Raw genomic sequence first — 11,849 nt, forward strand, 5'->3', positions numbered from 1 at the left:
ATAAACTCAATCAAGGATGAGCCAGAGCCTCCAAACGGAAAACCGCTCAAATGTCCCAAATTATCTGACGACGCACACCCAGGCTTGGCGGCCGGTCAGGCGACGGGACGGACTGGCCGAGCCGATCACGCTCTGGCAGCACCAGGCGGATCGACAGCGGCGGCGCGAAATCCAGCGGCGCCCTGTGCAGGAGGCATCAGCGATCCGACGCGAAATCGCCGCAACTGTTGCCGCCGCCAAAACCCCCAAAAGCCGTTTGAAGGAGATGACCCGCGCCCGGCATGCCACCGAGGCAAAGAAGCCTTATGCCGACTTCGCTACGCCTTCCGCCTCGGCCCAGGCAAAGCTCGACCCGGATCGTCCGCGGCGGGTCTTCCCAATCGAGGATTGGTAAGGTGCCGGACCACCTCATGTCCGCCACCGTCCCACTCTTGCAGGCCGATGACGCAGTGCGGATCGCCCATGTGCGCGCGCCGCGCTGGGTCAGCCATCCGGCGGCCGGCGCGGCGCATGACGCGATGCGACTGCTGCTTGAGCGACCGCCATTCCTGCGCCCACGCGGTTTGCTGCTTGCCGGTCCCTACCATAACGGCAAGACCATGATCGCCGAACGCTTCGCCGTCGAACATCTGCGTGTTGCCGAGCAGCAAAAGGTGTGGGTGATTCAGACCCGGGAAGGTGCAGGGCTGTCGCATTTCTATGCCAGCATCCTGTCCGGATTGCGCGCGCCACAAGCCGCTGGCTGGCGCAGCCTGGCCCGCGCCGGCGATCAGGTCGATCATCTTCTGGAGCGCCTGAAGCCGCGCCTTTTGATCTTCGACGAGTTCCACAGCGCGTTGCGCGGGCGGCGCGAGGATGTGAAGGCCATCTTCTCGTTCTTGCGGCGGATCGCACGAGTGCATGACATCTCACCCGTCCTTGTCGGCGAAATCGCGATCTACGATGCGGTGCATGACACGGACGAAATGGGCTCACGCTTCGATACGATCCTCATTCCACGCTGGGCGTATGACGAGGATTTCGCGACACTTCTGGACAGTCTTGAGGTAAGTCTGCCGCTAGCCAATGCCTCCGATCTGTCGCGCGAACCCTTGGCAAAGATCATCCACGATCTGTCAGAGGGGCTGATCGGCGAGGTTATCGAGATAGTCACCAGGGCGGCAGTTGCGGCAATCTCGCGCGGTGAGGACCGGATCACGGGCGCAACCCTGTCGGACCTTGGCTATGTGCCTCTCTCGAGGCGCCGCAATTCCGCTTTGCGTCACGAGATGACATGAGGTTTGGGCCGACCGGGATCTCCGTGACGCCTGCAGAGCGGTATGAAGGCGCGGCGGGAAACCGTTGGCCCATGAGCATTATGCCCGCACCAGGTGAACTTCTGTCGAGCTGGCTGCACCGCCTCGCTTACGCAAACGGCATACCTCCGCACTATTTTGGTGCGCTTCTCGGAGCGCCAGGTCAGAACTGGTCGGCACGTCTTGATCGAGCGATGCCAGATCGCATTCTGCAGTTTCTGGGAGAACATACCCACATACCCTTGGAAGACATCGCGGCTCTGACCATTGCTCCTGACTCCTTGGCCCGGTTGCGTTTGCCCCTGCGGGCATCGCCTCAGCAGAGTTGCGCACCAAAGACGCAGGCGACCTGGCTGCAATTCTGCCCGGCCTGTCTGGCGGAAGACGAAACGCCCTATTTTCGCCGAGGCTGGAGCCTGGCGACACGCGTTTCTTGCTTTCGTCACGGTTGTCGGCTTCGAGACAAGTGCCCGTCTTGCGGACAAGGATTGGCTCCGTTCAGCCAGAAGCGTCTTGTGCCGCATCAGATCTGCGCCTGGTGCAGCACGGCCCTCTGCAAACGCACCCGTCCCGCCGCCAACGGAGTTCGGCGTCTGGAGCGCCTGATCGACGATCTGCTTCGTTTGCATGCAGCAGGGCATCGAATGGCAGAGGGGCGATCACTCCCGGACCTTCTTGGATCAGCCTGCTTTCAATTTGGTAATCAGCGCATGTCCATCGCGCGCCTCCCTCATCGAGATCGCTATCATCTGCTTCGGCAATTGACGGAAGGGCGGTCGACGCCTTTCGGAACGCGAAGAAGTCCCGCGATCTCTTATTGGAAACGCGTCGCTCAGGCTTCGCCAGCTTGGAGCGGACTGGTCACATCCTTCAGCGATGCCGTCCTGCCTCGGCCCAAAGCTGGGCCTTGCTCTACCACCGCTGGCCCGCATTTGGCGGATCTCGTTCAGGCGGCCGCGCGGCTCCATCAGCAGCGGCAGGTGCCCTGATGGTCTGAAGCAGGTTTCAAGGGCGCGCGGCCAGCCCAGCGTCATTCAGCTGTTCAGCGTCTGGCAGGTCGCGCAAGCTCTCCATCCCGAAAGCTGAGAGGAACGCGTCTGTGGTCACGAAGGTATAGGGGGCACCACGACGCGGCGCGCGCGGCCCAGTTCCAATCAGACCGTGTGCATGCAGCCGCCCGATCAGATCCCGGCTGATCTCTTTGCCAAAGATATCCTTCAGCCCGTCGCGGGTGATCGGCTGGTGGTAGGCGATCGCCGCCAAAATCGCGACGTCGAACTCGTTCAGGTCCAGCAGTTGGTCGCTCACATCAGCAGCGGCGCGGATCGCAGGCGCGTAAGCGGTCCGTGTCCGGAACATCCACGCCCCTGCGACCATGGCAATCTCAAACGCCCGCCCCTCCAGATCGGCGGCCAGATCCTCGACCAGCAGATCAACCGAGGCCGCCTGCCCCACTATGCGCGCCAGATCTTCGCGCGGTACAGGCGAGGCAGAGGCAAACAGCACCGCCTCGATCCGGCGCATCCATTCCCGCCAGCGCAATTCCGGCGGCAGGTTGGCCAATTCGCGGTCAATCTGGGGTTCGGGGCGGTCCTTCGACTTCTTTTCTGGTCGCATGTCCGACCCGTGGAACCGGTTCCCATTTTCGCTATCCATGCTCATGCCTACACCCCGTACAGCCGGAAGGTGTCGCGGCCGGTCAATTCGCGGATGGCGCCAAGATCGACCAGCCGGTCGCAGAGTCGCCGCGCGGCGCGATCCGGCAAAGGCAAGGCCGCGGGGGCCACCGCATCCTGTGTCAGGAAGATCTCAACCGCCTCCCCGGCCCCTTTGGCTCGAAGCTTTGGCGCAACCCCTTTCAAAAGCGCAGCCCGACGCGAGAGGTCGACAGCCAGACGCGTGGCCTCGACCGCGGATGCGGTCACAGCGCGATGACAGGCTAGGCGCAAATCGTGGCCCCGCTTGCGCAGGTCTGTGCGTTTCAAACCCGCGGCCAGCAGCGGCACGACATGATCCCAACCAAGCGCCTGGGCGAGGGCGGCGTCCGCGAGGATTAAGGCCGGGACTTCGGCACGGGGTGCCTCCGTCAGGACAGCATCCAGCACCACCGCGGTACGGGTCAGCGGTGCCCCATTTCCCGCATCCAGCCACGTGGCGATCTGGCAAGACTCGATGGTCGGTAAAGCTCGGCTCAAAGCCTTGACCGACACCGACCGTTCCACCGCGCGACGCCAGGCAAGGTAGGTTTCGCCTGCCGGACCGGGAAGGTCGCCGGGACGCAGGAGGTGCACCGCGTCGCGCAATTCCCCCGCCCTCTCCATCCGACCGGAAAGCGCCACGCATGCCTCTGCGGCGTGCAGGGCCAGCCGGTCCCGCAACAATGCTTGGGGGACATCGTCTCGTGCAAACACATGATACAGGTGAGTAAGCGCTGCACCTGACAAAAACGCCACATCTTCAAGGGTTTCAACCCGTGTGGCGATAACCCAGGCTGGCATCCGGGGTATCGTTTCAGGGTCGCTGGTGCGGATGTCGCGAGCAAACGTCATGCCGGGACGCTATCCCAAGACGGCGCTTTCTGCCAGCAAATAGCGTAGAAACCGCCTCACACTATCTCTTGCTCTAATGTCCAATAAGTTTGCATTATCGGACTAAAGCCGACTAAGCTCGATCCCGTGGGAATTTGGCGGAAAAACACATGCCGAGAGGCTCGACCGATATCCGCCGGGCAATCAGTTACCAGAGAGTTGACAGCCGTACGAACCGTGCCTTCAGGAGCCTATCCGATGAGCGACAGCCCCGACTTCAACGACGCATCCCCTGCCCTGCCGGCGAATGTCGCGGGTTCCGGCGCGCTCGATCGCCTCGTGGAAACGGCACGCGGCTATGCGCAGCAATCCGCGGCGGACAATACGCTCTCAGCCTATGCTGCGGATTGGGCGCATTTCGCGCGGTGGTGCCGGATGAAGGGCGCAGACGCTTTGCCCCCGTCGCCCGAGATGATCGGACTCTACCTCGCGGACCTCGCCGCGCCGGCTGACAACACGGCAGGCCTATCGGTGCCGACTATCGAACGGCGGCTCTCGGGCCTGACCTGGAACGCGGCGCAGCGCGGCTTCACCATTGATCGGCGCAACCGGCATATCGCGACGGTGCTCGCCGGCATCCGCCGTCGTCATGCGCGCCCGCCGAAACAGAAAGAGGCGATCGCCCCCGAGGAGATCCTCGCGATGGCGGCCACCCTGCCCCACGATCTGCGGGGTCTGCGCGACCGCACGATCCTGCTGCTCGGCTACGCCGGAGGTTTGCGACGGTCGGAAATTACGGGCCTTGATCACGCGCGCGACGACACGATCAATGGCCGTGGCTGGGTCGAAATTCTGGAAGACGGCGTGGTGCTGACGCTGAACGCAAAGACCGGTTGGCGCGAGGTCGAGGTCGGCCGCGGCACCTCGGATCAGAGCTGTCCGGTCCACGCGCTCGAGCAGTGGCTGCACTTCGCTAAAATCGGCTTCGGTCCGCTTTTCGTACGGGTGTCGCGCGACGGGACCAGAGCGCTCGACGCGCGGCTCAACGATCGCCACGTCGCCCGGCTGATAAAGCAGACCGTTCTTGCAGCGGGCATACGCAGCGACCTGCCCGAGACGGAACGGCTCGCACTGTTCTCTGGTCACAGCCTGCGCGCGGGTCTCGCGAGCTGGGCCGAGGTGGACGAGCGTCATGTGCAGAAACACCTCGGCCACGCCTCGGCGGAAATGACACGCCGCTACCAACGCCGCCGCGATCGATTCCGGGTGAACCTCACGAAGGCGGCGGGGCTCTGAGCGCGGCTCACTGAGGAAGTTGACAGCCGTCAACTGGGCGCGCCGTAGGCATCCGTCCGTTTGGCCAGTCGAAGTTCCCACTCTTTACGACCATTGCGACGCAGCGGTCCCGTGGATGTCACGTCGCACAGGTTTAACGGATCGAGAATTTCCCGAAGCTTGAATGTGAACAACAGCGGCACGCGAAGTTGGATGCCCGCATCGCTGACGCGCGGCATCCAAGAGCATTAGTGAGCTGAGTGTCTCCCACGGTGGAAACGAGCTCACCAGTCTGGCGATTCACAGAGAGCGCAAACGAGAAACACATGCTATTAGGAGACATCTTCTCAGGCGCGCGCCGGGAGACCGAGTTAATCACAGGCTCAAACGGCAGCGGCAAATTGATCTACTTAATTGGCCGTTTACGAGAGTTCGTATGACTCGCGCCTCAAGCTAAGGCGCGACGGCAACGAGGCCTCAGTCTATTATGCACGACGACGCACGCCGCACGCCAAGTAGGCGCCGGAGCAAGTTGTGCTCCACGCTCGGCGCACCTTGGGAAGGCGAGATGCGCGACAGGCCAACTTCAACGCGCAGACACCGTTTATAAACGGAGGATCGGCAGGGAAGTCGATGCTTCGAGCACCCAGAGCCAAAGTTGACAGCCGTCAACTCGACGAACCTGTTTCCAATCGAGGGGCACTGTTTTTCACTCGGTAAATCCAATGATCGGCAGGGACGTGGTCCGATCTTCCGAAAAACGTTTGAAAGTTCAGGCCGCGAGATAGTCACCTCCGGTCAACCAACGAAAGCTCGACGGAGACCGTTCTCACTTCCTGAGAAAACCTTCGCCAAGTTGACTGCTGTCAACATTCAGGCTGCGCGCTGAAATCACCGTCAACGATCAACGGACATACGACGGAGCCGAAGCAGAACTGTCGGACTACACCAAGAAGGGCAGGGCGCCTTGCCCTTCTCTAAACGAAACCGCAGCGCGCAGAATCGTCCAGCCACCGTTGAGGTCAGACACGAAGACGCATGCCCAGCTAGAGTGAGGGGCAGATCTACCCACGTCTCTCAAACGTCTTCTCGCATCGTGCGAAATCTCGACGCCCTAAAAAGTCGGTCTATGCCGCCGCAACTTTCTCCCCAAGTTTGCCGCAAAATGGCCAGGCCAAGCCCAGGCGGCGGCATCGTCCGGCATTCGTCGCGAACGGTAATACCAGGCTCATCAAAGGAGAGGGCAGGGGGCCCAACTCCGACACCTGCTTTGTGCTCCTTCCCTTTCCCTTCTCTCCCATTTTCCCCGTCGACACGTAAAATCAACAGCTGAGGGCAAGCAGGCACCGCAACAAGTGGAACGCGTGACCTGAAACTCGTTCAACCGTCACGCGGCTCGGGAGCGCCATTCCCAGTCGCAAAAGCCCAGATTTTCGAGCGGAATAGGGAAGAAGCTGCATCAGCCGGAAACATCATGCATAATACTTCACGATACCTCGCCTTGTAAAAGGGGAGGGACCTCGCCCACGCGGGGACTTCGTCCTCCAGCTCCAATCACCATTCACCCGCAGCGCAGAAATCACAGGGCCCTTGCATTTCGCGTCTGCATCAGGGCCATTACCATCGGACCGGGGCTGAAGCCGCCGTCTGCCGCTTTGCCCGAGAGCGCGCGAAGGTAGCCGCCGGGGTTATGGATCTCCTCGGAGCGCTGAAGCATCGCGAGGACGGTGATCGCCGCGTTGGTGGCACCCATATGCCGCGCGGCCTCCGCCCAGGCAGAAGGCGAAATGCCCATCATCGGGTGAATGAACTCGGCCCGCGCAATCAGATCGTCCCAAGACCGGATCGGTTCGGGCGAATAGTCTCGTGCATCCGGACAGGCCTGCAAAACAAGCCACAGCGGCAATTTCGGCGCTTCGGCTTCCTTTTCTGGTTCGCACGGCTCCAAATCGTCTAACGAGGAGGGCAGGGGTGACCCCGCCGCAGCTTCTTCCATTTCTTTGGAAGATTCAGATTCGTATAGACTTATGTTTGAATCTTGTATGTGCCGCTCACTATTGACGTCTTTGCCGCTCATATCTTCTGTTTTTTCTTTCGGAATAAAGGTCTTAGCCTTTTCCCGCAGGTCGTTCGCGCGAAGATGCATGTTTGTCATCTCCTCGAGCCCGAGCTTGCGCCGCATCTCGCGGTTCATCAGTGCCAGCATGTCGGAGAGCGCGTCCCAGTTCGCGGAGACCGCCTCGCGGCCATACTCGATCAACTGAGCGACATCGCGCAGGATCAGCACCACAGCCTCGCGCAGCGCCTTGTAGCGGGCCTGAGCCTCACGGGCCGCCTGCGCGGCCTGTGCGATCTCCGCCTCGCGCAGCAACAACGGGCGCAGATCGAAGCCGAACGCCACCTGGAGCTGTTCGCCGGCGCGGCGGGCGTAGCGCTTGCCGTTGGGGCTGTCATGGCGGATCACGAGGCCGGACTTCACCAGCGCCGCCAGATGCCGCCGCAGCGTGCTCTCAGGCATCCCATGGGCGCGCTCGGAGAGCGACGCGTTGGAGGGGAAGACGATCGTGCCGTCGCCCTCGGCCAGTGTCGGGTGCGGGTGAAAGGACAGCAGCGCGTTCAGCACCGCCAGATCGCGATCACTGACACCGAACGCCGCGCGTGCGACCGTCAGATCGCGCATCACGGCCCATTTGTCGCGGGCAAGCTGGGGCAGGGGCGCGTCGAGCATCTCGGCGGCCCTCAAATCCCCTTTGTTCAGGCTCCGCCCGAACGGGGTTTGTGAGATATGTTGCATCCTGTCTGTCACAAAGACATGAAAGATCGCTCCGCGGACATGGCGGTTGTTGACAGGAGTCAACTGCTCAGGATACGTTCAGAGTGCGAGAAAGAACGGCCCTTCGGGATGTCATGTCCTGGGGGGTCTCTTTTTTTGTCTCGATGTGCCTCCTTTTTATCGTTGCGGTCTTCTGCTCATTCCCCGTCTTTGCGGGAGAATTCTTCGTGGAGCCGCGCCATATTCTCGCGCAGCCAGTCGGCGAAACTATCATCGTGGAGCGTCATCACGGGCTTGCCTCCACGCCGTTGCGCCTCTGCAAGAAGCGCACCGTTTTTCGTCGTGATCTTCTCGGGCGTTGGGGCAGGGGCTCGTTGCGGCGCAAGCGCGTCGAACACGGTCTGGAAGCGGGCATCGCTGCTGTCTCCGGACGCGAGCGCCACGACCTGATCGACGGGACGCTTGCCGATCCGTCGCGCCAAGGCGAGCCAACGGTCCCGCCCGGCCGAAGGCGCCGCACCGATCGCTTCGATCACCGGCTCCGGCACTTCCTTGGCCACTGCGAGCATCCGGCTGACGACGGTCTTGTCGACATGCAGCGCGTCGCAGATCACCTTGCGGTCAAAGCCGCCCTCGACCATCTGGCGCGCAAAGTTCGCTTTCTCGATGAAGCTCAGATCCTTGCGCGCGGCGTTTTCCTGCCCCTGCGCCACAACCAGCGAGCGGTCGTCGAGATCGCGCACCATCGCGCGGACGGGACTGCCCAGCTTGCGCAGCGCCTGAACGCGGCGGCGACCATAGACGATCTCGTAGCGGCCCTCGTGATTGGGCGAGTGGCGCAGCATCACCGGCACTTGCTGCCCGTATTCGCGCAGGCTCTCGACCAGTTCGGCGAGCCCCTCGGGGTCGGTATCGAGCCGGTCCTTTAGCCCCGCATCGTCGATCAAGTCGGCGGGCACCTCGACCAGCGCGCGGGTGCGCAGCTCGGCCAGCGACTGGCTGACCGCGCCGATCGCGCCGGTCTGACGCCGCGGCGGCGATGTAGCGGGTCTGTCGGCCGGGGCAGGGGCACCGGCAGCTTTGCGAGCGCTCGCCTCCGCCTCGTTTCTTGCGTTCATAAGCCCGTCGAGCAGGTTCTTGCGTGCCATGATATCAGCGCCCCCACGCTTTCTGGATAAGGTCCTCGATCTCGCTATTCACTGAATTGAGACTCTCAAGGGCGCGTTCATAGGTCGAACGGGTGAATTGCGATTTCTCCACCTCGTAGAGCGTCTGCTTGGTGATTCCCGCATCCGAGATCGCGGTGGACTTTAGGGCAGGGTGGTTCAGCACATGCTCCCCGAACATAGAGCGCATGAAGCTAACCATTTGATTTTGCGGGCCGTCTCCGGGTTCGTAGCGGGTCACGAGATAGCGCAGCCAGTCATAGGACATGTCGCCCCCCGCCTCGGCCACGACCCCCAGAAGGTTCGAGGTCATCAGCAGGAACTGACACATCGACATCACGTCGAGCATCTGCGGATGCACCGTCACCAGCACTGCCGTCGCCGCCGAAAGCGCCGACATCGTCAGGAAGCCCAGCTGCGGCGGACAGTCGAGGACGACCACGTCGTAGTCCGCCTCCACCGTGCCGAGCGCATCGCCGACCCGGGTGAAGAACAGCTCGCGCGAGCCCTGTGCAAGCACCCGCGGCGTGTCATGCTCGAACTCCATGAGATCGAGATTACCGGGGATGATGTCGAGATTGGTGAAATAGGTCTTCTGGATCACATCCTTCAGCGGCACTGGGTCGTCGTAGCGGATCGCGTCGTAAAGCGTGCCGCCGTCGAGCAGGTCGAACTCGGGCTGAAAACCGTGCAGCGCGGAGAACGAGGCCTGCGGGTCGAGGTCGATCGCGAGCACCCGGTAACCGTCGAGCGCAAGTTTCTGCGCCAGATGTGCCGAGGTAGTGGTCTTGCCGGACCCCCCCTTGAAGTTGATGACCGAGATCACCTGCAGATGATCGCCCTCGCGCCGCCCCGGAAGGTAGGTGCCGGGCGTCTTGGCGCCTTTTTCCAGCATCTCGCGCAGCGCCTGAACATCATGCGGGCTGTAATACCGCCGCCCGCCCGCGCGAATCTCGGGTTCGGGGCCGCGCCCGTCGAGATGCAGCTTGCGCAGGTAAGCATCCTTCACGCCAAGGAGCTGTGCCACCTCGCCGGAGGTGAACTTGCGCAATTCCCGCTTGGTATCCGGGGGAAAAAGGGCACGACGGTGCTCTTGCAGCTGTTCGGACAAACGCTCAGCATGTTGTCCGACGATCTGATCGATCCGCATATGTTCCGTCATCTCTGCCCTCTCGCCTCTGCACTTGTTACGCTTTTAGGCGTCTCATTCGTTCTTTTCCGTATAATTCACTTGAACGAACCGAGTCTGGCAAGAGTTTTTTGGGAGGCGCGACCAGAATCCCACAAATTCGAGACCAATATCTAGCGAAACGTGCTCGCGAAGACACTAACCAAGGGTCTGGTTGGCGTAAATTGACCCGGAGCGGTGAGATGGCTGCCGAAAGGCTCTTCGCGACAACCAGCCTCTTTCCGATTCTCTCACGGTTGTGCCGCAGCTCGGCCTGGGACTGGGATAGGCGTGTGCGACAAATTATAACTTGTTGCACACGCACCAATGTGCGACAGACTTAAACTTGTCGCACATGAGACCGCAATGGACATCATCTCGCATAGTCAGACCGCGCAGACGGCCTATCAGGATCTACTACGGCTGCATCTCGACGATCGCGCCGCCGAAGTCACCGGCGCGATCGAGGAGCGTCATCGCGGCGACCGAACCTATCTTTACGAGCGGCTGCGAATCGGAACCGAAACGCGCAGCCGTTATCTCGGCGAGGACAGCCCGGAGCTGCGCGATCGGCTGGCGCGGGCGGCGGCACTTAAAGCCGATGCGCAGGCGCGCCGGCAGCGGATGACGCGGCTGACCCGGATTCTGCGCGCCGAGGGCTATATCGCCACCGACCGCGAGACCGGCTCGCTGTTTCTCGCCTTCGCGCGGGCGGGGATGTTCCGGCTTGGCGGCACGCTGATCGGAACCGCGGCCTTCGCGCTCTACCAAGGCGAGCTGGGCGTGCGGATGGATACCGAGACGCTGGCCCAGACCGGCGATATCGACCTTGCGAGCTTCCAGCGGCTGTCGGTCGCACTGCAGGACCGGGTCGAGGAAGAACCGGGCGATATCTTATCAGCGCTGAAATTCGACCCTGTTCCCGGGCTTCAGGACCGACAGGTCTGGAAATGGCGGCAAAGCCGATCCGAGGTGATGGTGGAGTTCTTGACGCCCGCCTTCGGCGACGAAACGGTGAAACCGCTGCCTGCGCTCGGTGTCTCCGCGCAGGCGCTGAACTATCTCAACTACCTGATCGCGGAGCCGATCCCGGCAGTGGCGCTCTACCGCTCCGGTGTCTTGGTGCAGATCCCGCGCCCCGAGCGGTTCGCGATCCACAAGCTGATCGTGGCAGACCGCCGCCGTGAAGGCCCGGACCGGGGCAAATCCGCGAAGGACCGGGCGCAGGCGGCCTTCCTGATCGAGGTGCTGGCGCAAGACCGCCCCGGCGAGCTGGCCGAAGCCTGGCAGGACGCCCAATCCCGCGGCCCACGCTGGCGCACCCGGCTGGAGGCGACGCTTGCCCGGCTGCCGGAGACGGCGGCGCGGCTCGCGGATCTTGGGTAGGGCAGGGAGCGCCCCCCTTGGCGCCACGTCGGTCCAGCGGATCAATCGACTGGCGCTTAAACCGAGGAAACTCTCCGCAACCAACGCGCCTCTCTCGCCCTGCTCGCGAATGAAATGAAAGCTCCCGTCGCGATCGGGGCCACCTACATGGGAGCGGCGCGAACGTTCACGCTAAGCGGATCGGCCCCGCCCGCGCAGCTTCCCCCGCAATGCCAGAGGCGCGGTCAACACCACTCATTGCAGCCCCGCAACAGTCCG

General features: G+C 62.5%; 10 protein-coding genes. 5 read left to right on the forward strand and 5 right to left on the reverse strand.

What is annotated here, in order from left to right; genetic code table 11:
• Nucleotides 1-16 precede the first annotated feature (16 nt).
• From BMI87_RS19845 to BMI87_RS23045, 3 genes are all read left to right on the forward strand, one after another.
• Nucleotides 17-394 carry a hypothetical protein gene (locus BMI87_RS19845; protein WP_168175248.1) on the forward strand — a complete coding sequence of 126 codons (378 nt, stop codon included), beginning with the start codon at nt 17-19 and terminating at the stop codon, nt 392-394.
• A gap of 16 nt (nt 395-410) precedes the next feature.
• On the forward strand, nt 411-1,277 hold the full coding sequence (locus BMI87_RS19850; RefSeq protein ID WP_078523242.1) for a TniB family NTP-binding protein: 867 nt from the start codon (nt 411-413) through the stop codon (nt 1,275-1,277).
• Nucleotides 1,278-1,357: 80 nt separating this feature from the next.
• Nucleotides 1,358-2,284: a TniQ family protein gene (locus tag BMI87_RS23045; protein WP_371326895.1), complete on the forward strand. Its 927-nt coding sequence runs from the start codon at nt 1,358-1,360 to the stop codon at nt 2,282-2,284.
• Nucleotides 2,285-2,300: 16 nt separating this feature from the next.
• On the opposite strand, the gene BMI87_RS19860 is transcribed toward BMI87_RS23045, so the two are convergent.
• Together BMI87_RS19860 and BMI87_RS19865 are read right to left on the reverse strand one after the other, a co-directional pair.
• On the reverse strand, nt 2,301-2,912 hold the full coding sequence (locus BMI87_RS19860; RefSeq protein WP_078523268.1) for an SMC-Scp complex subunit ScpB: 612 nt from the start codon (nt 2,910-2,912) through the stop codon (nt 2,301-2,303).
• A gap of 47 nt (nt 2,913-2,959) precedes the next feature.
• Entirely contained in the window at nt 2,960-3,844 is an 885-nt protein-coding gene (locus tag BMI87_RS19865; RefSeq protein WP_078523244.1) for a DUF1403 family protein, read from the reverse strand.
• Nucleotides 3,845-4,081: 237 nt separating this feature from the next.
• On the opposite strand from BMI87_RS19865, the gene BMI87_RS19870 reads away from it, so the two are divergent.
• Nucleotides 4,082-5,119: a tyrosine-type recombinase/integrase gene (locus BMI87_RS19870; RefSeq protein WP_078523245.1), complete on the forward strand. Its 1,038-nt coding sequence runs from the start codon at nt 4,082-4,084 to the stop codon at nt 5,117-5,119.
• 1,558 nt (nt 5,120-6,677) lie between these two features.
• Here BMI87_RS19870 and repC read toward each other — a convergent pair.
• From repC to repA, 3 genes are all read right to left on the reverse strand, one after another.
• Nucleotides 6,678-7,892, reverse strand: coding sequence for a plasmid replication protein RepC (gene repC, locus BMI87_RS19875; protein ID WP_078523246.1), 1,215 nt, complete (start codon nt 7,890-7,892; stop codon nt 6,678-6,680).
• Between the two features lie 176 nt (nt 7,893-8,068).
• Complete coding sequence (gene repB, locus BMI87_RS19880; protein ID WP_078523247.1) at nt 8,069-9,019, reverse strand: plasmid partitioning protein RepB; 951 nt, start codon at nt 9,017-9,019, stop codon at nt 8,069-8,071.
• Between the two features lie 4 nt (nt 9,020-9,023).
• Nucleotides 9,024-10,199: a plasmid partitioning protein RepA gene (repA, locus tag BMI87_RS19885; RefSeq protein WP_078523248.1), complete on the reverse strand. Its 1,176-nt coding sequence runs from the start codon at nt 10,197-10,199 to the stop codon at nt 9,024-9,026.
• 372 nt (nt 10,200-10,571) lie between these two features.
• Between repA and BMI87_RS19890 the strand changes: the two genes are divergently transcribed.
• Nucleotides 10,572-11,591, forward strand: a complete 1,020-nt coding sequence (locus BMI87_RS19890) for a GSU2403 family nucleotidyltransferase fold protein (RefSeq protein ID WP_078523249.1) — start codon at nt 10,572-10,574, stop codon at nt 11,589-11,591.
• The last annotated feature ends 258 nt before the right edge of the window (nt 11,592-11,849 follow it).

The organism is Thioclava sp. F28-4 (assembly GCF_002020045.1).
GTDB classification, from domain to species: Bacteria; Pseudomonadota; Alphaproteobacteria; order Rhodobacterales; family Rhodobacteraceae; genus Thioclava; species Thioclava sediminum.

What these genes read in the sequence shown, in the direction of transcription:
- BMI87_RS19845 (WP_168175248.1), top strand. Translation starts at nt 17, where the DNA reads ATGAGCCAGAGCCTCCAAACGGAAAACCGCTCAAATGTCCCAAATTAT.
- BMI87_RS19850 (WP_078523242.1), top strand. Translation starts at nt 411, where the DNA reads ATGTCCGCCACCGTCCCACTCTTGCAGGCCGATGACGCAGTGCGGATC.
- BMI87_RS23045 (WP_371326895.1), top strand. Translation starts at nt 1,358, where the DNA reads ATGCCCGCACCAGGTGAACTTCTGTCGAGCTGGCTGCACCGCCTCGCT.
- BMI87_RS19860 (WP_078523268.1), bottom strand. Translation starts at nt 2,912, where the DNA reads ATGCGACCAGAAAAGAAGTCGAAGGACCGCCCCGAACCCCAGATTGAC.
- BMI87_RS19865 (WP_078523244.1), bottom strand. Translation starts at nt 3,844, where the DNA reads ATGACGTTTGCTCGCGACATCCGCACCAGCGACCCTGAAACGATACCC.
- BMI87_RS19870 (WP_078523245.1), top strand. Translation starts at nt 4,082, where the DNA reads ATGAGCGACAGCCCCGACTTCAACGACGCATCCCCTGCCCTGCCGGCG.
- repC (WP_078523246.1), bottom strand. Translation starts at nt 7,892, where the DNA reads ATGCAACATATCTCACAAACCCCGTTCGGGCGGAGCCTGAACAAAGGG.
- repB (WP_078523247.1), bottom strand. Translation starts at nt 9,019, where the DNA reads ATGGCACGCAAGAACCTGCTCGACGGGCTTATGAACGCAAGAAACGAG.
- repA (WP_078523248.1), bottom strand. Translation starts at nt 10,199, where the DNA reads ATGACGGAACATATGCGGATCGATCAGATCGTCGGACAACATGCTGAG.
- BMI87_RS19890 (WP_078523249.1), top strand. Translation starts at nt 10,572, where the DNA reads ATGGACATCATCTCGCATAGTCAGACCGCGCAGACGGCCTATCAGGAT.